Annotated in this window: 18 protein-coding genes and 1 pseudogene; 10 read left to right on the top strand and 9 right to left on the bottom strand. The window is 65.0% G+C overall.

The features are described 5' to 3' along the window. Window positions 1–93: 93 nt before the first annotated feature. On the bottom strand, window positions 94–1,140 hold the full coding sequence (locus tag F6X59_RS20445; RefSeq protein WP_152957833.1) for a class I SAM-dependent methyltransferase: 1,047 nt from the start codon (window positions 1,138–1,140) through the stop codon (window positions 94–96). A 580-nt stretch (window positions 1,141–1,720) separates the two neighbouring features. On the opposite strand from F6X59_RS20445, the gene F6X59_RS20440 reads away from it, so the two are divergent. The 9 genes from F6X59_RS20440 (at window position 1,721) to F6X59_RS20400 (ending at window position 11,999) form a co-directional block, all read left to right on the top strand. Then, the gene (locus F6X59_RS20440) at window positions 1,721–3,043 is read left to right on the top strand and encodes a UDP-glucose/GDP-mannose dehydrogenase family protein (protein WP_152957832.1); all 1,323 of its coding nucleotides are present in this window, start codon (window positions 1,721–1,723) and stop codon (window positions 3,041–3,043) included. 2 nt (window positions 3,044–3,045) lie between these two features. After that, the gene (locus F6X59_RS20435) at window positions 3,046–4,062 is read left to right on the top strand and encodes an NAD-dependent epimerase (RefSeq protein ID WP_152957831.1); all 1,017 of its coding nucleotides are present in this window, start codon (window positions 3,046–3,048) and stop codon (window positions 4,060–4,062) included. Then, the gene (locus F6X59_RS20430) at window positions 4,055–4,798 is read left to right on the top strand and encodes a glycosyltransferase family 2 protein (protein WP_152957830.1); all 744 of its coding nucleotides are present in this window, start codon (window positions 4,055–4,057) and stop codon (window positions 4,796–4,798) included. Before F6X59_RS20435 ends, F6X59_RS20430 begins: the two co-directional genes overlap by 8 nt. Further along, window positions 4,795–5,067, top strand: a complete 273-nt coding sequence (locus F6X59_RS20425) for a lipid-A-disaccharide synthase N-terminal domain-containing protein (protein WP_152957829.1) — start codon at window positions 4,795–4,797, stop codon at window positions 5,065–5,067. The genes F6X59_RS20430 and F6X59_RS20425 overlap by 4 nt, the downstream gene beginning before the upstream one ends. A 3-nt stretch (window positions 5,068–5,070) precedes the next feature. Next, a complete protein-coding gene (locus tag F6X59_RS20420; RefSeq protein WP_152957828.1) occupies window positions 5,071–6,627 on the top strand; it encodes a glycosyltransferase family 39 protein in 1,557 nt (518 codons plus the stop codon). Continuing rightward, window positions 6,624–7,586, top strand: a complete 963-nt coding sequence (locus F6X59_RS20415; RefSeq protein ID WP_152957827.1) for an SdiA-regulated domain-containing protein — start codon at window positions 6,624–6,626, stop codon at window positions 7,584–7,586. The genes F6X59_RS20420 and F6X59_RS20415 overlap by 4 nt, the downstream gene beginning before the upstream one ends. An 82-nt stretch (window positions 7,587–7,668) precedes the next feature. After that, window positions 7,669–8,889, top strand: a complete 1,221-nt coding sequence (locus F6X59_RS28745; RefSeq protein WP_152957826.1) for a putative DNA modification/repair radical SAM protein — start codon at window positions 7,669–7,671, stop codon at window positions 8,887–8,889. Beyond that, window positions 8,880–9,719, top strand: a complete 840-nt coding sequence (locus F6X59_RS20405; protein WP_372240462.1) for a TIGR03915 family putative DNA repair protein — start codon at window positions 8,880–8,882, stop codon at window positions 9,717–9,719. The genes F6X59_RS28745 and F6X59_RS20405 overlap by 10 nt, the downstream gene beginning before the upstream one ends. Before the next feature lie 177 nt (window positions 9,720–9,896). Then, window positions 9,897–11,999 (top strand): TonB-dependent siderophore receptor, encoded by a 2,103-nt coding sequence (locus tag F6X59_RS20400; RefSeq protein WP_372240473.1) that lies wholly within the window; start codon window positions 9,897–9,899, stop codon window positions 11,997–11,999. A gap of 96 nt (window positions 12,000–12,095) precedes the next feature. Here the strand turns inward: F6X59_RS20400 and F6X59_RS20395 are convergent, their stop codons facing one another. The 8 genes and pseudogenes from F6X59_RS20395 to F6X59_RS20360 all read right to left on the bottom strand — a co-directional run bounded on the left by F6X59_RS20395 (window position 12,096) and on the right by F6X59_RS20360 (window position 20,944). Continuing rightward, window positions 12,096–13,361 carry an OprD family porin gene (locus F6X59_RS20395; RefSeq protein ID WP_152957823.1) on the bottom strand — a complete coding sequence of 422 codons (1,266 nt, stop codon included), beginning with the start codon at window positions 13,359–13,361 and terminating at the stop codon, window positions 12,096–12,098. Window positions 13,362–13,441: 80 nt separating this feature from the next. After that, window positions 13,442–14,620, bottom strand: a pseudogene (mhpT, locus tag F6X59_RS20390) (3-(3-hydroxy-phenyl)propionate transporter MhpT). 66 nt (window positions 14,621–14,686) lie between these two features. Then, window positions 14,687–15,697, bottom strand: coding sequence for a 4-hydroxy-2-oxovalerate aldolase (mhpE, locus tag F6X59_RS20385; protein ID WP_152957822.1), 1,011 nt, complete (start codon window positions 15,695–15,697; stop codon window positions 14,687–14,689). After that, window positions 15,694–16,626, bottom strand: a complete 933-nt coding sequence (locus F6X59_RS20380; protein ID WP_152957821.1) for an acetaldehyde dehydrogenase (acetylating) — start codon at window positions 16,624–16,626, stop codon at window positions 15,694–15,696. Before F6X59_RS20380 ends, mhpE begins: the two co-directional genes overlap by 4 nt. Window positions 16,627–16,637: 11 nt before the next feature. Next, window positions 16,638–17,432 (bottom strand): 2-keto-4-pentenoate hydratase, encoded by a 795-nt coding sequence (gene mhpD, locus F6X59_RS20375; RefSeq protein ID WP_152957820.1) that lies wholly within the window; start codon window positions 17,430–17,432, stop codon window positions 16,638–16,640. Between the two features lie 15 nt (window positions 17,433–17,447). Beyond that, window positions 17,448–18,311 carry an alpha/beta fold hydrolase gene (locus F6X59_RS20370; RefSeq protein ID WP_152957819.1) on the bottom strand — a complete coding sequence of 288 codons (864 nt, stop codon included), beginning with the start codon at window positions 18,309–18,311 and terminating at the stop codon, window positions 17,448–17,450. 19 nt (window positions 18,312–18,330) lie between these two features. Then, window positions 18,331–19,275 (bottom strand): 3-carboxyethylcatechol 2,3-dioxygenase, encoded by a 945-nt coding sequence (gene mhpB / locus F6X59_RS20365; protein ID WP_152957818.1) that lies wholly within the window; start codon window positions 19,273–19,275, stop codon window positions 18,331–18,333. A gap of 1 nt (window position 19,276) precedes the next feature. Then, window positions 19,277–20,944: a bifunctional 3-(3-hydroxy-phenyl)propionate/3-hydroxycinnamic acid hydroxylase gene (locus F6X59_RS20360; protein ID WP_152957817.1), complete on the bottom strand. Its 1,668-nt coding sequence runs from the start codon at window positions 20,942–20,944 to the stop codon at window positions 19,277–19,279. A gap of 316 nt (window positions 20,945–21,260) precedes the next feature. On the opposite strand from F6X59_RS20360, the gene F6X59_RS20355 reads away from it, so the two are divergent. Next, the gene (locus tag F6X59_RS20355) at window positions 21,261–22,064 is read left to right on the top strand and encodes a DNA-binding transcriptional regulator (protein WP_346653098.1); all 804 of its coding nucleotides are present in this window, start codon (window positions 21,261–21,263) and stop codon (window positions 22,062–22,064) included. Window positions 22,065–22,150 lie beyond the last annotated feature (86 nt).

Below are 22,150 nucleotides of genomic sequence, written 5' to 3'. Positions count from 1 at the left end.
CTTGACCCGCTCTGGCCTTATCTGCCGTTGGTTGGCTTCGAGGTGGGTTACCCCACCTCGATCCCAGGTTACCGGGCCGTACCTGGAAATGCCTTATTTACGAGCCTCCAGGATCAGGTTGAACGGCGTCTGCGTTGCCCGCCGGAACCGTGTGAACCCCGCCTCCTCGAACACCGCCCGCAACCGCGCCTCCCCAGCCTGCGCCCCTAACCCCAGCCCCACTTCCTGGGACAGCGAATTGGGCGTGCAGATGAACGTCGACGCCGCATAGAACAAGCGCCCGACAGGCGTCAGGTTGCCTTCCAGCGAATCCTCGGCATAAGGCTCCACCAGCATCACCGTGCCATCCGCCTTCAACGCCCGGTAGGCATGCTTCGCCGCACCCACCGGGTCGCCCATGTCATGCAGGCAATCGAAGAAGCACACCAGGTCATGGTCATGCCCTGGATAGTCCTTGGCCGATGCCTGCTCGAAGCTCACACGCCCCGCCAGCCCAGCCTCGCGCGCACGTTCGCTGGCCGTGGCAATGGACGGCGCGTGATAGTCGTAGCCCGTAAAAGTAGAAGCCGGAAACGCCTCGGCCAGGACCAGGGTCGAAGCGCCATGGCCGCAACCGACGTCCGCCACCTTGGCCCCGGCCTGCAGCTTGGCCACCACGCCTTCCAGCGCCGGCAGCCAGTCCGCCACGAGAAAGGTGCGGTAACCGGGCCTGAAGAACCGCTCGGTGCCACTGAACATGCATGGGTGGTGATCGCCCCAGGCCAGCCCGCCGTCGCCGCGCATGGCCGCTACCAGCTTGTCCTTGTCATGGAACAGCGCTGCGATCACCGCGGCACCACCGGCCATGTAGGCCGGCGAGTCTTCCAGGGCCAGGGCCATGGCCTGCTCTTCAGGCAGAACGAACGTGCCCTTGTCATGCACCATGTAGCCGGAGGCTGCCTGGGCGTTGAGCCACTCGCGCACCAGCCGTGGGTGGCAGCCAGTCTTTGCCGCCAGTGCCTCGGGGCTAGTCGGCTGGCTATCGGCCATGGCCCGGTACAGCCCCAGTTCATCGCCGAGGATGACATTGGCCAGGGTCGCCGCAGCGCCCATGTCACCCACCAGCTTGCCCATGAATTCGTGAAGCCTTGCCTCGTCCATGACCTGCCCTCCTCTGCAAGAAGGCCACCGTCGACGAGGAAATCCGGTTCGAGGGGAGCGGTGGTCAGTAGGATGAATGGATGTATATCCGTTATGAGTCTAGCCCCTCGACGTATTTCGCGGGCAAGGCGAACTAACTGAAGCAGGCAAACAGTGCATGAAACCCGCAACAAGCAAACTTATAGGCATCGAGTGTCATACAACTGACATCTCTTAGTGCAACTTGTCCTAAGAAACCCAAGGCATATTCTGGCGCTTCGCTAGTAGCTGTCTATGCTCTGGCATTGTGCCGACCCTTCCGGGGTTTCCACACGTCATGTTTATTCGGTTGTAACTTCCCTCAACTTCCTGGCCTGCGCCAGGCGCTTTTTTTGTGCGCCAAGAAGATGAGTTTGCTTGCCATTTGCAAAGCAAACGTGTGCACACGCAAGAGGCCTTCTGAACCGGGCTCAAGTAACAAAATTTAAACAAAAATGTGACATTTTTTTCAGCTTTTTCGCCAAGGATCTCTGCGGCCACATCCCAGGCACCTGCGCGAGCAGGGGTACTGCCCGTACAGGTTCACACCATGGAGCTTTGAATGAAGGTTACGGTTTTCGGTACCGGCTATGTCGGCCTTACCCAGGCAGTATGCCTGGCTCAGGTGGGGCACTCGGTGCTATGCATGGATATCAACGCCGAGCGGGTGGCGGCGCTCAGCGAGGGGCATTGCCCGATCTTCGAGCCCGGCCTTGCGCCCCTGCTGGAGAAGAACCTGGCCTGCGGCCGCCTGCGTTTCACCACCGATGCCGCTGAAGCGGCGCAGTACGCCAGGTTGCAGTTCATCGCCGTCGGCACCCCGCCACAGGCCGATGGCAGCGCCGACATGCGCTATGTATTCCGCGTGATCGACAGCATCCTCGAACATGCCGATGGCCCCAAGGTCATCGTCAACAAGTCCACCTCGCCGGTCGGCACGGTAGAGCGCATCAAGGCGCGGATCAGCCAGGCGGTGGCCGACGCGGAACGCTACCAGGTGATCAGCAACCCCGAGTTCCTCAAGGAAGGCTCGGCAGTCGATGACTGCCTGCGCCCGGACCGCATCATCATCGGCGGTGCCGCACCGGCCGAGGTCGAACTGCTGCGCGAGCTGTACCAGCCGTTCAGCCGCAACCGCGAGAAAATCATGGTCATGGACGCGCGCAGCGCCGAGCTGACCAAGTACGCCGCCAACTGCATGCTGGCAACCAAGATTTCCTTCATCAATGAAATGGCCAACCTGGCCGAGCACCTGGGCGCCGACATCGAAATGGTCCGCCGCGGCATCGGCTCGGACCCGCGCATCGGCTACGACTTCATCTACCCCGGCTGCGGCTTCGGTGGCTCGTGCTTCCCCAAGGACCTGCAGGCGCTGCGCAGGACAGCCGAGACCGAAGGCTTCGACCCGCTGCTGCTGGGCGCGGTCGAGGCGGTCAACCAGCGGCAGAAGAGCCGGCTGTTCAGCAAGATCCAGCGCCACTACCCCGGTGGCCTGCACGGCAAGGTCTTCGCCTTGTGGGGGCTATCGTTCAAGCCCAACACCGATGACATCCGCGAAGCCTCCAGCCTGGTGCTGCTCGAAGCACTGTGGGCCGCTGGCGCCAGCGTCCAGGCCCACGACCCGCAAGCCATGGAAGAGATCCAGCGGCACTACGGCGCTCGCCCCGACCTGAAACTGGTGCCGTGCAAGGACGACGCCCTGCTGGGTGCCGACGCCCTGGTGATCGTCACCGAGTGGCAGGACTACCGGGTACTGAACCTGGACAAGGTCCCGCAGCAACTGGCTGACCGCGTGGTGTTCGACGGCCGCAACCTGTTCGAACCCGAGCACATGGCCGCCGCCGGCCTCACCTATTACGGCATTGGCCGTGGCCAGGTGCAATGACCATGCCCGTACTGATCACCGGCGCAGCCGGATTCATTGGTTTCCACCTGGCCCGCCGCCTGTGCGAAGCGGGCATCGAAGTGATGGGCATCGACAACCTCAACGCCTACTACAGCGTCGAGCTCAAACTGGCGCGCCTGCAACAGTTGCTCGCCTACCCCAATTTCCGCTTCCAGACCGTCGACATCGCCAACGCCGCCGACATGCAGCAACTGTTCGCCGGGCAGCCGTTCAGCGAAGTGATCCACCTAGCGGCACAGGCGGGGGTGCGCTACTCGCTGGACAACCCCGCAGTCTATGGGCAGTCCAACCTGACCGGTTTTCTCAACCTGCTCGAAGCCTGCCGCCAGCATCCACCGCGCCACCTGATCTATGCCTCCAGCAGTTCGGTGTACGGTGCCAATACCAAGCAGCCGTTCAGCATCGAAGACCCGGTCGAACAGCCGATTTCGCTGTATGCCGCGAGCAAGCGCGCCAACGAGCTGATGGCGCACAGCTACGCGCACCTGTACCAGCTGCCGATCACCGGCCTGCGCTTCTTCACCGTCTATGGCCCGTGGGGCCGCCCCGACATGGCGCTGTTCAAGTTCACCCGGGCGATGCTCGACGGCCAGCCGATCGAGATCTACAACCACGGCCAGATGGCGCGCGACTTCACCTACATCGACGACATCGTCGAAAGCATCCTGCGCCTGCGCCTGAAACCACCACAGCCGGATGCCGGGCAGCCGCCCTGCCAGTTGTTCAACATCGGCCGCGGCCAGCCGGTACGGTTGCTGGAGTTCGTCGAGTGCCTGGAGAACGCGCTGGGCATCAAGGCCCGCCGCAAGTACCTGCCCCTGCAGGCGGGTGACGTGCTGGAAACCTGGGCGGATGTGGACTCACTGACACGCTGGATCGATTTTTCGCCGAGCACCCCGCTGGAGCACGGCGTCGCCGCTTTCGTTGGCTGGTACCGGGACTTCTACCGGGCCCGACCACGCAATCAATACAAGAACACAGGTAGCCTCAATGACTGATCCACTTGACCTCTCGGTACTGATCCCCGCCAAGAATGAGGTCGACAACCTGCCGGCATTGCTGGCGGAAATTAGCACGGCACTGGCCAATGAAAATTACGAAGTGCTGGTGGTCGACGACGGCAGCACTGACCAGACGCTCAACATGCTGCGCCAACTCAAGCAGCAAGGTTTCACCCAATTGCGCATCCTGCGCCACGACCGCTCGCTGGGGCAGAGCACTTCCATCTGGCACGCCGCCCAGGCTGCCCGCGGCCGCTGGCTGGCCACCCTCGACGGCGACGGGCAGAACGACCCGGCCGACATCCCCGGCATGCTCGCCCTGGTACGCGGCAACCAAGACCTCGGCGGCGGCATCAAGCTGGTCGCCGGGCACCGCGTCAACCGCCGCGATACCGCCAGCAAGCGCTGGGCCTCGCGCTTTGCCAACGGCCTGCGCAGCCGCCTGCTCAAGGACGCCACGCCAGACACCGGCTGCGGCCTGAAACTGATCGACCGCGACGCCTTCCTGCGCCTGCCCTATTTCGACCACATGCACCGCTACATTCCGGCGCTGATCCTGCGCCACAAGGGCCGCATGCTGGTGCACCCGGTGAACCATCGCCCGCGCCATGCCGGGGTGTCCAAGTACGGCAACCTGGACCGCGCCCTGGTCGGCATTCTCGACCTGGTCGGGGTCTGGTGGCTGATCCGCCGCACGCGCCTCGACAGCCAACCCCAGGAGCTCGAAGGATGACCCGCGAAACCCTCTGGCTGATCGTCGGCTTCGCCGGTCAGGTCGTGTTCACCGGCCGCTTCGTCCTGCAGTGGCTGTACAGCGAATTCAAGAAACGCAGCGTGATCCCGGTGGGCTTCTGGTACCTGAGCATGCTCGGCAGCGCCCTGCTGCTGGTCTACGCCATCTACCGCGAAGACCCGGTGTTCATCATCGGCCAGTCGTTCGGCCTGCTGGTCTACCTACGCAACCTGCAATTGATTGCCCGACACAAAGAGCAGAAGGAATAGCCCTTGCCAAGGTTCAAGACGCTTGGGGCCGAACGCCTGGCCCTGGTTGTACTCGCGGTATTGCTGGTGGGGGCCGGTATCGGCTGGCGCCAGCCGATGAACGTCGATGAAGAGCGCTTTCTCGGCGTTGCCCTGGAAATGCTCCAGAGCGGCAACTGGTTCATCCCCCACCGCGCAGCGGAAATCTACGGCGACAAGCCCCCGTTGTTCATGTGGACCGTGGCCCTGTTCAGCTACCTGACCGGCTCGCCCAAGGTGGCCCTGTACCTGCCGGGGCTGATGTCCGCAGCAACCATTACCCTGGTGCTGCATGACCTGGGGCGGCGCCTGTGGACCCGGCGCATCGGCGTGATTGCCGCGCTGCTGTTCCTGGCGACCTACCAGAGCTACAGCATCCTGCGTACCGGGCAGATCGACAGCTACCTGTGCCTGTGGGTGGCGCTGGGCCTGTACGGCATGGTCCGCCACCTGTTGCTCGGGCCTGCCTGGGGCTGGTTCTACCTGGCCTGCGCAGCCATGGGCCTGGGCATCATCAGCAAGGGCGTGGGGTTTGTCCCGGCATTGATGTTGCTGCCTTATGCCTGGGCCGTGCGCAAAGGTTGGCGCGGCGTAGTGGCGTATCCCGGCCAGGGTTGGCGCTGGAGCCTGGGTTTCGTCTGGCTGCTGGCAGGCTGCTCGGTGTGGCTGCTGCCACTGCTGGTCTCCATTGCCCATGGCGGCGGCGCGGCGGAACTGGCCTATCTGAAAGAGATTCTGCTGCGCCAGACCGCCAACCGCTATACCAATGCCTGGGACCATCGCGAGCCGTTCTGGTACTTCTTCGTCAAGGTCATCCCGCAGTACTGGCTGCCACTGATCCTGGCCTTGCCGTGGCTGGTCCCGGCCTGGCGCCGGCAGCTGCAAAAACGCGATGGGCGCTTCCTCCTGCTGCTCGGCTGGGTGGCCCTGGTGCTGCTGTTCTTCAGCCTCAGCAGCGGCAAGCGCAAGCTGTACATCTTCCCGGCCCTGCCCGGCCTGGTACTGGCCATCGCCCCGCTGGTGCCGTGGCTGCTCAAGCGCTGGTTGCAGCGCCGCCCCGGCTGGCGCAAGGCGTTCACGGCCATTGCCGTGGCGTGGTTCTGCCTGTGGTTCGCCCGCGGCTTCGTCGAGCCGCTCAAGGAAGGCCGCAACCCCCACGAAACGTTGATGGCCGACGCCGCACGCGCCACCGGTGGCGCCGAACTGGTGCTGGTCAACTGGCGTGAAGGGCACTGGCTGTTCGCCCGTCAACCCATCGTTCATTTCGGTTTTGCCAACCAGTCCAAGCCGGAAACGGCGGTGTACTGGTTACGCCACAACCCCACGGCCTTCGCCCTGGTTCCGGAGACCGAACTGGGCCGCTGCTTCAACCCCGACAAGGCCCACCGGCTGGGCGATACCTCGCGCGCGGAGTGGTACGTGGTTGGTGCCGATGCCGACAACGGCCAATGCCAGCCAGCCGAACCTGAACAGGTCTACCACTTCGCCTGGGCCAACACGCCCGCAAACCTGCAAACCGCAGCACAGGGGCACGCACAATGACTACCCAGACCCTGCCAGCCCCACGCCGGCATCTGTGGCGACGCTTGAACCGTTGGGGCCAGATCGGCGCAGTCAGCGTACTGCTGGCCATGGCCCTGGTGGGCATCGAAGCCGCCCGCTCGTTCTGGCCGCAACAGATCTACGCGCACCTGAGCAACCGCTGGACCGGCGACACCGCGCCCGGCAAGAACGTCTGGCTGCCGGACTTCAAGGTCACGATCGATGCCAAGGTGGTGGAGCCAAGCCTGACCAACCTCTCCGGCATCACCTACGACTACGACCGCGACCGCCTGCTGGCAATCACCAATGGTGTGCCCATGGAATTGCTGGAGTTGAGCAAGACCGGCGACATCGTGGCCCGCTACCCGCTGGTGGACTTCGAAGACACCGAGGGCCTGGCCTACATGGGTAACGGCCGCCTGGCCATCAGCGACGAGCAGATGCAACGGCTGGACGTGATCACCCTGCCCGACCACCCGCAGCCGATCCATGCCAGCGAGGCCCAGTGGGTCACCCTCGACATCAACCCGACCCACCGCAACAAGGGCTTCGAGGGGGTGGCTTACGACCGCCAGCATGACCGCCTGTTCGCCATCAAGGAGCGTGACCCACGGCAGCTGTTCACCGTGACCGGCATGCTCACCGCGCTCAGTGGTGGGCCCCTGCAGTTGACCGTCGCCGACCGCCGCGACTGGGTCAAGCGCAGCATATATGCCACCGACCTGTCCGACGGCTACTACGACCCGCGGACCGGCCACCTGCTGGTGCTCAGCGACCAGTCAAAGAACATCACCGAGCTCGATGGTGATGGCCGCTTCGTCAGCATCCGTTCGCTGCGTACCTGGCTGGGTGGGCTGCACCGTGACGCCCCGCAGCCCGAAGGCATGACCATGGACAGCGCCGGCAACCTGTATGTCGTCAGCGAGCCCAACCTGTTCTACCGCTTCAGCAAGCCCTGACCTCGCCCATCCGGCTCTGGGCCCTTGCAATTGGACAAGTCTCGAAATACTGTATGAATAATCAGTATTTCGAGACATCCTCATGCAGCTCATCGCCAAACTCGGCATTCTCGCCGATGCCGCCAAATACGATGCCTCATGCGCCAGCAGCGGCGCGCCGAAACGCAGTTCGCGCGGCAGCGATGGCCTGGGCGCGACCGACGGCATGGGCATCTGCCACAGCTATACCCCCGATGGCCGCTGCGTGTCGCTGCTCAAGGTGCTGCTCACCAACTTCTGCCTGTATGACTGCCACTACTGCGTCAACCGCCGCTCCAGCAACGTGCCACGGGCCCGTTTCAGCCCCGAGGAAGTGGTGCGCCTGACACTGGATTTCTACCGGCGCAACTGCATCAGCGGCCTGTTCCTCAGCTCCGGCATCATCCGCTCGGCCGACTACACCATGGAGCAGCTGATCCGGGTAGCGCGCCTGCTGCGCGAAGAACACAACTTCCGTGGCTACATCCACCTCAAGACCATCCCCGATGCCGACCCGTTGCTGATCGAGGAAGCCGGGCGCCTGGCCGACCGCCTCAGCGTCAACATCGAACTGCCCACCGAAGCCAGCTTCAAGCGCCTGGCCCCGGAAAAGCAGGCGCATACCATTCGCCAGGCGATGGGCGTGATCCAGCAGGGCCAGCAGGCAGTGGCCGGTGAGCCGAAAGCACCACGCTTCACCCCGGCCGGGCAGAGTACCCAGGTCATCGTCGGCGCCGACGCCACCGACGACAGCACCTTGCTGCGCAACGCCGAATCGCTGTACCAGGGCTATGGGCTCAAGCGCGTCTACTACTCGGCCTTCAGCCCGATCCCCGACAGCCCTGGCAGCGTGCCGCTGGCGGCCCCGCCACTGCTACGCGAACACCGCCTGTACCAGGCCGACTTCCTGCTGCGCGGCTATGGCTACAAGGCCGGCGAACTGCTCGGCCAGGCCGGCAACCTGGCGCTGGACATCGACCCCAAGCTTGCCTGGGCGCTGGCCAACCGCGAGGTGTTCCCGCTGGATGTGAACCGTGCCGAACCTGCGATGCTGGCGCGCATACCCGGCATTGGCCTGCGCAGCGTGCAACGGCTGGTGGCACTGCGCCGCGAGCGGCGCGTGCGCTACGACGACCTGATCCAGCTGCGCTGCGTGCTGGACAAGGCGCGACCATTCATCGTCACCAGCGATTACCGCCCCGCCGATGGCGAGCTGCGCAGTGGCTTGCTCAGGGCACGCCTGCGCGAACCCCAGGCGCCGCAGCAGATGGGCCTGTGGGGGTGATTGCGCTCGACTGCGATGACCAGTTCGCTACCTGGCGCAACCAGGCCCGTACCCTGCTTGGCCATGGCATCGACCCCGCCGACGTGACCTGGGCACAAGGCCCGATCCAGGACCTGCTGGCGCTGCCCACGCCCCTGCCCGAAGGCCCCGGCCCGTTTCGCGCCAAGGTGCCTGCCGCGTTGCTGTCGCAGCTGCAGCAGGCGGCCCGCTACCGTGGCGAGCAACGCTGGAACCTATTGTACGAAGTGCTCTGGCGCGTGGCCCACGGCGACCGCACCGCCATGCTGGCCGGTGACCGCCTGGGCAGCGAATTGCAGCGGCGCATCAAGCAGGTCAGCCGCGAGGCGCACCACCTGCATGCGTTCGTGCGCTTCGTGCCGCTGCCAGAGGCGCTGGCCGGCCAGTTGCAGCTGGACCTGGTGGCCTACCACGAACCTGCGCACGACATCCTGGAAAGCGCCAGCGCGCACTTCGCCGACCGCCTTGGGCGCCAGCGCTGGCTGATCGCAACGCCACAGGATGGCATTCGCTTCGACGGCCAGGCTTTTGAATATCATCGCCGTTGCCCTAATGATTGGCGGCAATGGGCACAAAATGCCGAAGATCCCGGTGCCGAACTGTGGCGTACCTATTACCGCCATACCTTCAACCCGGCCCGGCTAAATCCCGATGCCCTGCGCCTGCACATGCCCGGACGGTTCTGGCGCCATCTGCCGGAAGGCATGCTGATCCCGCAACTGGAAGGCCTGGCGCGGCAAGGCAAACAGCGCGATGGGCAGGCACTGGAAGTGGCCAGCCAGCGTGGCAAGAAGATCACCCGCTCCGGGTGACTTGTGAAAATTTTGTAATGGATCTGGCATACCACCTTCCCAAGGCACGACACATCCTGACAAACTGACTGCTAATCATTCTCATAATTAGTTGCATTAGTAGAAGTCAGGAGCCTATTCATCATGTTGTCGCCCCTCGCGCACACGCGCCCCCTCGCCGCCCGTAACCTGCTCACCATGGCCGTATACATGGCCATCGCCACGCCCGCCCTGGCCGAGGACGCCCCCACCACGCTGGAACTGGGCGCCACCGAAATCAGCTCGGACACGCTGGGCAGCACCACCGAGGGCTCGGGCTCCTACACCACCGGCTCCATGTCCACTGCCACCAAGCTGCCGCTGAGCATGCGCGAAACGCCCCAGGCGGTGACCGTGATCACCCGTCAGCGCATGGACGACCAGGCCATGACCAGCATCAACGACGTTGTCAAGGCCACGCCTGGCCTGTTCCTCGACTACTCCAGCGGCCCGGGCCGGCAGACCTACACGGCTCGCGGCTTCGACATCGACAACCTGATGTACGACGGTATCCCCAGCGGCTACACCGGCTACGTGGTCGGTGCCCAACCGAACCTGGCGATGTTCGACCGGGTCGAGGTGGTGCGCGGCGCCACCGGCCTGGTCACCGGTGCCGGCAACCCGTCGGCGGCGATCAACCTGGTGCGCAAGCGGCCGCTGGCAGAGCAGAAGGTCACCCTGACCGGCGCCGCTGGCAGCTGGGACGACTACCGCGGCGAGGTGGATGCCTCCAGCCCGCTCAATGACAGCGGCACCCTGCGCGGACGCGTGGTGGCATCCTACCGTGACGCCAACAGCTACATCGATGACGTCGAGGAAGACCACGGCCTGTTCTATGCGGTGACCGAGGCGGACCTGTCCGATGACACCAGCCTGATGCTCGGTTTCTCGCACCAGAAGGACAAGACCAATAATTTCTGGGGCGCCATGCCCACCGCCCTCGACGGCCATCACATGGGTTTCTCGCGTTCCTACAACCCCGGCAGCGACTGGGAGAACAAGGACCAGCAGATCGATACGGTGTTCGCCGAACTGCGTCAGCGCCTGGCCAATGACTGGAAGCTGCAGGTCAATGCCAACTATGCGCAGCAGCAAGCTACCTTCACCGGGTCCTACCAGTCGCGCTGGGCCGGGCTGCAGGCGCCGCTTGAACGCACGGTGTACCAGTCCAGGCACCAGGAAAACCAGGCTGGCCTGGATGCCTTCGTCAGCGGGCCGTTCGACTTGCTTGGCCGTAGCCACGAACTGGTGGTCGGCGCCAGCAAGCGCATCTACGACATGGACACGCGCAACTACAGCCCGTACGACATGCACTGGCCGCTCAACGGCAGCAAGCCGAACTTCGTGCACACCGGCAACCAGCGCGAAGTCACCACCCAGGACGGCGTGTACCTCACCACTCGCCTGAACCTGGCCGACCCGCTCAAGCTGATCCTCGGCGGGCGCCTGGACTGGTACGACTACGACAACCGCGATGGCGACGGCGACTACAAGGTCACCCGCAACGTCACCAAATATGCAGGCCTGATCTACGACCTCGACGACCATCACTCGGTGTACGTCAGCTACAGCGACATTTTCACCCCGCAGAGTTCCAAGGACACTTCCGGTACCCCGGTGAAGCCGATCGTGGGCAAGAACTACGAGGTCGGCATCAAGGGCGAATACTTCGACGGCGCGCTCAATGCCAGCATCGCGCTGTTCCGCATCGACCAGGAAAACCGCGCCACCCAGGTATTCGTCGCGAACTGCCCGCAAACGTCCTGCTACGAAGCCTCGGGCGAGGTACGCAGCCAGGGTGTCGACATGGAGCTGCAAGGTGCACTGACCGAGAACTGGCAGGTCGGGGGTGGCTACACCTACGCCCGCGCGCACACCATCAAGGACGCCGCCAACCCCGCCAAGGTCAACCAGCGTTTCGACACCGACACCCCGGAGCACCTGTTCAAGCTGAACACCGTGTACCACTTCCAGGGCCCGCTGGAGAAGCTGCGCGTCGGTGGCAACATCGCCTGGCAGAGCCGCATCTACAACGACTTCACCGTGGCCGATGGCAGCGAGTACCGGCTGGTCCAGGGCGCCTATGCCGTCACCGACCTGATGGCGGGTTACCGGGTCAACCAGCACCTCGACCTGCAGCTCAATGCCAACAACGTGTTCGATCGCAAGTACTATTCGGCCGTTGCCAGTTCGGTGGATTACGCGGGCGATACCTGGGGGGCGCCGCGTAACCTGATGATGACGGCCAAGTACAGTTTCTGATTGTTCGGCGTTACATTTTGGTGCCTGTGAGACCGAGCGCCGCCTGCGCGGCGCATCGCGGATAAATCCGCTCCTACAGGCAACCCGCCAACTGAATCACCAGAGCCTGACGGTGTAGTCCAGGTTCACCCGCAGTTCGTTGTCATCGCGGTGGGTCGCCCCCGCCGCGAAGTCATTGCGGTACCAGGCATGGCGCAGGCGCAGCGTTACCCCTTTGAACGTGCCCTGCTGCACGGCATATGACAGCTCGATATCCTTCTCGCTCTCGCTCAGCCCACTGCCACCAAAATGCGCCAGCTCGATGTTGTCGCCACGCACATAGCGCAGCATGCCCTTGAGTCCCGGCATGCCGAACGCGGCGAAGTCCTGGTCGAACTTCACCTGCCAACTGCGCTCTTTGGGGTTGAGAAACTCCGAACTCAACGTGCCCTCGGTGATCACCAGCGGCTCGGTGCCATACAGGTAGGGCATAGCCGTGTCGCCATCCAGGCGCATGTAGCCCGCACCGAGGCTGTGACTGGCCCAGGCGTAGGTCAGCATCAGCGCGGTGTTGCGGTTGTCGACCTTGCCGGCCTTGGCAGCGCCGTCCTCACCGGCAACGAACAGGCGGAAATCGCTCTTCAGGCGCCCCGCCCCGACCGCGCGGTCGTCGACGAAACCGAAGTAGTCCTTGCGGTACAGCTGGTCCAGCTCGGCATGGTAGTAGCGCAAGGTCAGCGCGTCCGACCAGGCATAGTCACCCCCGAGGAAGGTGAAGCGGTCGGAGGTGGCGGCGCCGTTGAAACGACCATTGGGCGCGCCAATGCTCATCTTCTGATAGTCGGTGGAGTCGCGCAGGTTGATGCGGTCGAGCCAGCCGGCGTGCAAGCTGAAGCGGTCGATATCGGTGGAGCGCAGGTAGGCGCCACGGAAGGTTTGCGGCAACAGCCGAGTCGGGCTGGCGAAGGCAATTGGCAGGAAAGTGCTGATGGTGCCGCCTTGCAGCTCAGTGTGCGAAATGCGCATCTTGCCGGTCAGGCCCAGTTCGGAATATTCATCGGCAGGTTCACGGGTTGTCCGGTCGAACGGCAGCAGCCCGGTGCCTGCGCGGTCGGGTGAGGAATCCAGCTTCACCCCGAGCATGCCCTTGGCATCCAGGCCGAAACCGACCGGCCCCTCGCTGAAACCGGAGCTGACATTGAGAATGAAACCCTGGGCCCATTCGCGGGCGGCGGCCTGTGGCGTGCTGCCCAGGTAGTTGCGGTCGAAGTAGTAGTTGCGCAGCACCAGTTCGGCGTGACTGTCTTCGACGAAGCCAGCGGCATGGGCAGCACTGCTGCAGAGCAGGCTAGCGGCCAGGCAGGTTTTCGGGGCCTTGAGCATGATCACTTCACTTTCTTGTAGTTGTAGGAAGCCCTGCCGCAGACGCAGCAGGGAGCACGCAAGGTTGAACAACGCTTAAGTCAGGCGGGGCGGCGGCCGATCAGGCGGAACAGCGCCAGCGCAGCAATCACCACACCCGGCGCCGAGGCCAGCAGCACGCCGGCGGAACCGGCGCCAAGGGCAAGCATCTGGCCTGCCACCAGCGGCCCGCTCATCGCCCCCAGGCGCCCGACGGCAACGGCTGCGCCAACGCCAGTGGCGCGTACGCGTACGGGGTAAAAATGCGGCGCCAGGGCATACAGCACACCCTGCCCACCGGTGGCGAAGAAGCCCGCACTGAAGCCGGCGACCAGCATGCCGGTCAGTTCGCTGGCCAACCCCAGGCCGGCCAGTGCGGCCAGAATGCCCAGGTACACCAGCGCCGCCGTAGCCCAGGCTGGCAGGCGTTCGAGCAGCAGGCCCAGGGCCAGGGTGCCGATGGCGGCGCCGATCTGCAGGGCAAACATCACTCAGCTGGCGTCATGGCTGCTGAAGCCCTGGCCGACCAGCAGGCTCGGCAGCCAGTTGATCAGGATGTACACCACCATCAAGGTGAAGAAGTAGCTCAGCCACAGCAGCCAGGTCGCCCCCTGGCCAAACAGCTCGCGGCGCAGGTTCGGCGTGGCTTCGGCGGTGGCGCGAAACTGGTTGGACTCGGGCAGGTAGCGCAGCAGCAACGGCAGGATCAGCAACGGCCCGGCACCTCCGACATGGAACACCCGTTGCCAGTCGCCGCTGTAGCCGGCAATACCGATACCCGCAGCCAGCGCCGCACCCAGCGGCACGCCGCAGTACATCAGGCTCACCGCGCTGCCGCGCAGGCGCTGGCCGGCGGCTTCGGAGGTGAGCGCGATAAGGTTGGGCAGTGCCGCGCCCAGGCCCACACCGGTCAGCAGGCGCGCCGTCAACAGGCTGGGCAGGCTCCAGGCGTGGGCAGTGGCCAGGGAGAACACGCCGAACAGCGCAACCGAGCCGATCAGCACGCGCTTGCGGCCAACGCGGTCGGCCAGCCAGCCGCCGACCAGGGCACCGGGCAGCAGGCCGAGGATACCGGCACTGAACACCCAGCCCATTTGCAGCTTGCCCAGTGCGAAGGCACTGGCCATGCCCGGGGCGGCGATACCGGCGGCTTGCAGGTCGAGGCCTTCGAGCAGTGCGACGAGGAAGCACAGGCCGATGGTGATCGCCACGCGCGGCGAGTTGATTGCAGGAGAAGTCATGAGGTTACCCGTCTTGTTTTTGTATTGGGGCCAGAGGGGGCTGCTGCGCAGCCCCGTTTCGAAGGATCAGCGCTTGAGCAGGTCCAGTGCCACATCGACGATCATGTCTTCCTGGCCACCGACCATGCGCCGCTTGCCCAGCTCGACGAGGATGTCCACTGCCTTGATGCCATAGCGGGCCGCGGCCACTTCGGCATGGCGCAGGAAGCTGGAGTAGACCCCGGCATAACCCAGGGCCAAGGTTTCCCGGTCCACCCGCACCGGGCGGTCTTGCAGCGGGCGCACCAGGTCGTCGGCGGCGTCCATCAGCGCGTACAGGTCGGTACCGTGCTGCCAGCCCAGCTTGTCGGCGGCAGCGATGAACACTTCCAGCGGCGCGTTGCCCGCCCCCGCGCCCATGCCGGCGAGGCTGGCATCGATGCGGTCGCAGCCCTCCTCCACGGCGGCAATGGAGTTGGCCACGCCGAGGCTGAGGTTGTGGTGGGCGTGGATGCCGGTCTGGGTCGCGGGGTCGAGCACCGCCTTGACGGCACGCAAGCGCGCACGGATGTCATCCATGTTCATTGCCCCGCCCGAGTCCACCACGTAGATGCAGGTGGCGCCGTAGCCCTCCATCAACTTGGCCTGCTGCGCCAGCCCTTCGGGCGTCTGCATGTGGCTCATCATCAGGAAGCCGACGGTGTCCATGCCCAGCTCACGGGCATACTCGATGTGCTGGCGCGAGACGTCCGCCTCGGTGCAGTGGGTGGCCACACGGACGATGCGGGCACCGGCGTCGTAGGCGTTTTTCAGGTCATGGAGGGTGCCGATCCCTGGCAGCAGCAGCGTGGCGATTTTGGCGTGGCTCACCGCGTCGGCCGCTGCTTCGATCCATTCGAGGTCGGTGTGGGCACCAAAACCGTAGTTGAAACTGGAACCCTGCAGGCCATCGCCATGGGCCACCTCGATCGAGTCGACCTTGGCCCGGTCAAGGGCACCGGCGATGGCGCGCACGTCGTCCAGCGAATACTGATGGCGGATGGCATGCATGCCGTCACGCAGGGTCACGTCACTGATATAGAGCTGTTTGCCGTTCATGCCGGGGCTCCCATCGCCAGGGCCATGCGCTCGGCGGTAGCCAGCGCGGCGGAGGTCATGATGTCGAGGTTGCCGGCATAGGCCGGCAGGTAGTGGGCGGCGCCTTCGACCTCAAGAAACACCGAGGTCTTGAGGCCGCTGAAAGTCCCTTGCCCCGGCAGTTTCAGGTCACGCACCTGTTCGAATTGCACCTGCTGCTTGAGCCGGTAGCCCGGCACATAGGCCTGCACCGCAGCGGCCATCTCTTCGATGCTCGCTGCCACCTGCTGCTGATCGGCAGCTTCGCTGAGCACGTACACGGTGTCGCGCATCATCAGTGGTGGCTCGGCCGGGTTCATGATGATGATCGCCTTGCCCTTGGTCGCACCGCCGATCACTTCGATGGCCTTGCTGGTGGTCTCGGTGAATTCGTCAATGTTGGCGCGGGTGCCGGGGCCGGCGGACTTGCTGGCGATCGAGGCGACGATCTCGGCGTAATGCACCTTCGCCACCCGCGATACCGCCGCGACCATGGGGATGGTCGCCTGGCCACCGCAGGTGACCATGTTGACGTTGGTCGCCTGCAGGTGCTGCTCCAGGTTGACCACCGGCACGCAGTACGGGCCGATGGCGGCCGGGGTCAGGTCGATCATGCGCAGGTCGGCCTTGTGCTGGCGCAAGAAGGCGTCGTTGTTCACGTGGGCGCCAGCGCTGGTGGCGTCGAAGACGAAATCGATGTCGTTGAACACCGGCAGGCGGGTCAGCCCTTCCACCCCTTCGTGGGTGGTGGCCACGCCCAGGCGGGCGGCACGGGCCAGGCCGTCGGACGCCGGGTCGATACCGACCATGGCGGCCATCTCCAGGTGTTTGGCATTGCGCAGGATCTTGATCATCAGGTCGGTGCCGATGTTGCCGGAACCGATGATGGCAACTTTGCGTTTGTGGCTCATGGGGGTCTCCGTCATTCGCCGCTGAAGGTCACGCCGACGCGGCCTAGGCCGTCGATCTCGGCTTCGAAATGGTCGCCCGGCGCCACCGCTACCATCGGCCCGAGGGCACCGGTGAGGATGATGTCGCCAGCACGCAGCGGCTCGCCCAGGCGGGCCATGGTGCGGGCCAGCCACACCGCAGCATTGAGCGGATGGCCGAGGCATTCGGCGCCACTGCCGCTGGACACCAGCTCACCGTTGCGGGTCATGCGCATGGCCGCGCCGCGCAGGTCAAGGTCATGCAGCTGGCGCGCCGGGCCGCCCAGCACGAAGCAGCCACTGGAGGCGTTGTCGGCCACGGTGTCGGCAAAGCGGATGTTCCAGCCCTGGATGCGGCTGCCGACGATTTCCAGTGCTGGCAAGGCATAGGCCGTGGCGCCGATCACATCGGCGAAGGTGGTCTGGGCACTGGGCAGGTCATGGGCCAGTACCAGAGCGATCTCGGCCTCGATCTTCGGCTGCATCACGCCGGTATGGGGCACGGTTTCGTTGTCGCCGTAGCACATGTCGGCGAACAGGCTGCCGAAGTCGGGCTGATCGACGCCAAGCTGAGCCTGTACCTTGGGGTTGGTCAGGCCGATCTTGCGACCGACCAGGCGGCGGCCGGCGGCCAGGGCGTGGGCCACGTTCAGGCGCTGGATGGCATAGGCGGCCTCGGCGTTTTCCGCACCGATGGCGTCGCGCAGCGGGGTAATGGCTTCGCCCTGCTGTTGCGCGCGCCGCAGGTCGGCGGCCAGCCGTTCGAGGGTTGGCGAGTCGATGTTCATGGGGTGTACCTCAAATCAGTGCTGGAGGAAGTCCAGCACCAGGCGGTTGAAGGTGGCGGCGTGCTCCCACTGGGCCCAGTGGCCGCAGTTGTTGAACACGTGCAGTTCGGCGTCGGCGATGCCGGCGATCAGGCGCAGGCCGACATCCAGCGGCACAAAGCGGTCGTTGCGGCCCCAGATCACCAGGGTCCTGGCCTTGATCTCGCCCAGGCGCGCGCCAAAGTCGGGGAACTGCTTGGGGTTGGCGGCCAGGCTGGCGACGAAGTTGTCGAGGTGGTCGCGGCGGCTGAGCATGTTGTCCAGGCGGGTCTGGAACAGCGCCTCGGTGAGGTCGCTGGGGTCGTAGACGAAGACGTTCATCATCTTCTTCAGGTTGTCGATGGTCGGCTCGCGGTACAGCGCGTTGATCAACTTGATGCCCTCGGTGGGCATCGGCACGAACGGACTGGCGCCACCGGTGCCCCCGCCCATCAGCACCAGCTTGCCGACGCGCTGCGGGTGGCTCAGGGCAAAGGCCACGGCACTGTGGCCGCCCATGGAGTTGCCGAGGATGTGCACACGCTCAAGGCCGAGCACATCGAGCAACCCCTTGAGTGCGGTGGCGTTGAGGTCTGAACGCGAGCCACGGCAGATGATCGGGTCGCTCTTGCTCCAGCCCGGGCAATCCATCAGCAGCACGCGATAGCCGGCGGCCAGCAGCGGTTCGATGTTGCGGTTGAAGTTGGCCCAGCCACTGGCGCCCGGGCCGGAGCCGTGCAGCATGACCACGGTCTCGGCGCCTTCGCCGAGGTCGTTGTAGTGCACTTGCAGGTCGAGCTCGCCCTCGCGGATGCGGGCAAAACGGCTGCTGTCGGCTTCGTTGATGGAGCTGCGGGTCATGAAGGGAGTCCTCCGTTGATCAGGTAAGGGAATGGGCGCTGAGCGAGCCGAAACCGGCGATCCATTCGGGGATCGGTCGGTAGTAGCGCGCACTGGCCTGGTAGTCGCCGAATGCGGCCAGCGCGGCAAAGGCGGCTACCCAGGTCTTGACCTCGTGGGTCGACTTGCCGGCCAGCGCCGACAGCTCGGCATTGGCCATGCCATCGAGTTCGGCGAAGCGGCGTTGCTCCAGCAGGTCGAGAAAGTGGTTGTCCCAGGCCGGGTTGAGCGGGTGCAGGCTGTGCTGGTCACGTACAAAACCTTCGGCGGCGCTGATCACCCGTTGCTGGCGGGCCTGGCGCTCGTTAGCCGGCAGGTCGCGGCCACTGCCCATCAGGCGGTCGGCCATGCGCGCATCGACATGGGCCAGTTCCGGCACCGGCGGCTGGTGCGACAAGCCACCGGAACCAAGGAACAGCACGCGCTTGCCGGTGCTGCGGGCGAAACGGCCAATGGCCTCGCCAAGCAGCCGGGCACGGGCAAAGCTCGGCAGCGGAACCGCCACACTGTTGATGAAGACCGGGATCACCGGCTTGTGCGCCAGGCCGCCGAGCAACAGCTCCAACGGCTGGGCGAAACCGTGGTCGACCTGCATGCGGTAGGACACGGCGGCGTCCACACCCGCCTGCAGTACCGCATCGGCACAGGCCTCGGCGATGTCACGCGGCACATCCAGCGGGCCAGCGGCACTGTTGAAATCGCCGATGGCGGTGGCGCCCATGCCGAGGCAGAAGGCCGGCATCACATCGTAAAAAAAACCGTTGTAATGGTCCGGAGCGAACAGGAACACCAGCTCCGGGCCGAACGCGGCGATGCGCGCACGGGCAGCGGCGACCACCTCGTCCACTTCCGCCAGCACGGCTTGCGCCGGGTCGACGTAGCCCACCAGCGGGGTGTGCGACAGGCAATGCAGGTAGGCACTCATTTCAGGCCACCTTGGACGCCAACGGCGCCTGCTGGTTGGCCTGAGGGCGAGCGGCCAACGCCTGCAACAGGGCATCGCTGGCCTGGCCGACGGTTTGCGGAATGGCCACCGCGCCCACGAAGCGGTCAGGGCGCAGCAGCGCGATGGACACCGGGTAGCTGCCGAACCACGCCTTGAGGCGGCCACTGCAGTCGCCCACGCGAATCACCCCGTCCGGTACCTCGCGCCCGGCCTTGAGTTGCACCTCCGGCAGCACCTGGATGAAGCACGCGCCCAGGGCACGCCAGGCCCGCACCTGCTCGGCGCTCAGGCCCCAGAGCGGATCGTTGCCCCAGGCGATGAAGGCGAAGTTGCTGCCGATCACGTCGTCCAGCAGGCGCGTCTCACCCGCTTCGGTAACCACCTTGGGCTGGATGAACATGCGCCCGACTGGCGATGCCTTGCTGTTCACCTCGGCCACCAGCGCGCCCTTGGCGTACTGCGGCATGGGCTTGAAACGCATTTCGAGGAAGTAGCGTTTGACCGCCGGCAGGTAGTTCAACGCCCACGACACGCCATCACGCAGGGCGCCCTGCCAGCGCTTGGGCGGCGCCAGCACGTGGCCGGCGAGCACCGACAGGTCGATCATTGCCTTGGCATGGTCGCGCCGCTCCTGCTCGTAGGTGTCGAGCAGCGCCTCGCCTGCCAGGCCCTTGGCCACCAGCGCCAGCTTCCAGCCAAGGTTGCTGGCATCGCGCATGCCGCTGTTGTAACCCTGGCCCTGCCACACCGGCATGATGTGCGCGGCGTCGCCGGCCAGCAGCACCCGCTTGACCCGGAACTGGCCGGCCAGGCGGGCGTTGTGGGTGTAGACGCGCTTGCGGATCAGCTCGACCCGGTCCGGGTCCGGCAGCACCTTGGCCAGCAGCTTGCGCAGGTTTTGCGGCTGGCTCAACTGCGCCTCGGTCTCGCCCGGCATCACCATGAACTCGAAGCGCCGCACGCCATGGGGCAATGCAGCCGACACGTACGGGCGCACCGGGTCGCAGCACAGGTACACGTTCGGCGTGCCCAGCGGGTCGTTGGCGATGTCGATGACGATCCACTGGTTGGGCGCGGTCTTGCCTTCGAAGGAAATATCGAGGCTGCGGCGGATCAGGCTGTTGCCGCCGTCACAGGCCACCAGGTAACGGGCACGCACAGTCTCCTGCCGGCCTTCAGGGCCGTTCATGCGCAGGTTCACGCCGTGCTCGTCCTGCTGGAACTCGACCACATCGCGGGAGAACAGCGTGCGCACATTGGCAAAGCGCGCCAGGCCCTGGTACAGCACGGCATCGACCTGGGGCTGGATGAAGGCATTGCGGCGCGACCAGCCGAACTCGTCGGTCATTGGCTGGATGTCGGCGAAGCAGCGGCCCTTGGGCGTCAGGAAGCGCATGGCGTGCCACGGCGTGGTGTGCGGCAGCACCTGCTCGACCAGGCCGATGGCCTGCACGGTGCGCAGCGACTCGTCGTCGATACCGATGGCGCGCGGGTAGTCGATCAGCTGGTCGAGCTTCTCGATCTGCAGCACCTGCACGCCGGCCTGGCCCAGGTAGTTGGCGATCGCCAGCCCGACCGGGCCGGCACCGATGACCACCACGTCAGCGGCGTAGTCGGCCTGTGGGTGATCTGGATGTGACGTGTTCATTGTTGTAATCCTCGACACGGCCCGACGGCGCTCCCGGTAACTCCAGGCAAGCCGCTACCGCCATCGCGCAGGCAGGCGCAAGGCAGTTGAACGGGCGTTATGGCTGGTACGGGTATTAGCGGCGCGACGCTACGCTTGGGTATGGGAAGGCGCAGGCAACGGGTAAGGACGGCAGGCAGGCATGGCGCATGGTGTATTCCCCTGTCAGGGCATTTGTAGTTGTTGGGGCGAGTATAGGAATGCTGCGGATTGCCCTACAATGAAAAAACGCCCTGCTGTGCACTTAGTGCACATCATTGTTTTATAAGGATTTTTTGTGAATATCGACCGAGACTCCGAGTACAAGAACGTGCGTGGGCTGAGCCGTGGCCTGGCCTTGCTCAATGCCCTCAACCGCCTCGACGGCGGTGCCAGCCCGACCCGCCTGGCCGAGCTCACCGGCCTGCACCGCACCACCGTGCGGCGCCTGCTGGAGACCCTGCAGGAGGAAGGTTACGTGCGCCGCAGCGAGTCCGACGACAGCTTCCGCCTGGCCCTCAAGGTGCGCGAGTTGAGCGAAGGGTTCCGCGATGAGCAGTGGATCAGCGCCACGGCGGCGCCGTTGCTGGCCGAGCTGTTGCAGGAAGTGGTATGGCCGACCGACATCAGCACCCTGGACGTCGATGCCATGGTGGTCCGTGAAACCACCCACCGCTTCAGCCGGCTGTCATTCCACCGCTCCATGGTCGGGCGCCGCCTGCCGCTGCTGGCAACGGCTACCGGGCAGGCCTACCTGGCGTTCTGCGATGACGCCGAGCGCGAGCAGATCATCGCCCTGCTGGCCAGCCGTGAAGGGCCCGAATACCGCTTGGCGCGTGACCCTGTGACGCTCGACAACCTGCTGCGCAAGGTGCGCCACCGGGGCTATGCGGAGAATTTCATGGCCTGGAACCAGGAAGAGAAGATCGCCTCGATCGCCGTGCCCTTGCACGCGGGTGGGCGGCTGCTGGGGTGCCTGAACCTGGTGTATGTGGCCAAGGCGATGAGTATCGATCAGGCGGTGGTGAAGTACCTGCCGGCGCTGCAGCGGTTTGCCGGGCGGATTGACCAGCTGTTGAGCGAGGCGCGCAAAGATGATTGATTGCAGGCCACGCTAGCCTCAAGCCGAACGATCCGCTCGCCATGCCGTCATAACCTTGGCCGGTGCCGCCACGCAAAGAGGACGCG

It is taken from the genome of Pseudomonas sp. MN1F (assembly GCF_009391885.1).
Taxonomy (GTDB): Bacteria; Pseudomonadota; Gammaproteobacteria; order Pseudomonadales; family Pseudomonadaceae; genus Aquipseudomonas.
The sequence above is the reverse complement of the archived record's forward strand: the minus strand, read 5'-3'. Positions and strand labels throughout refer to the sequence as shown.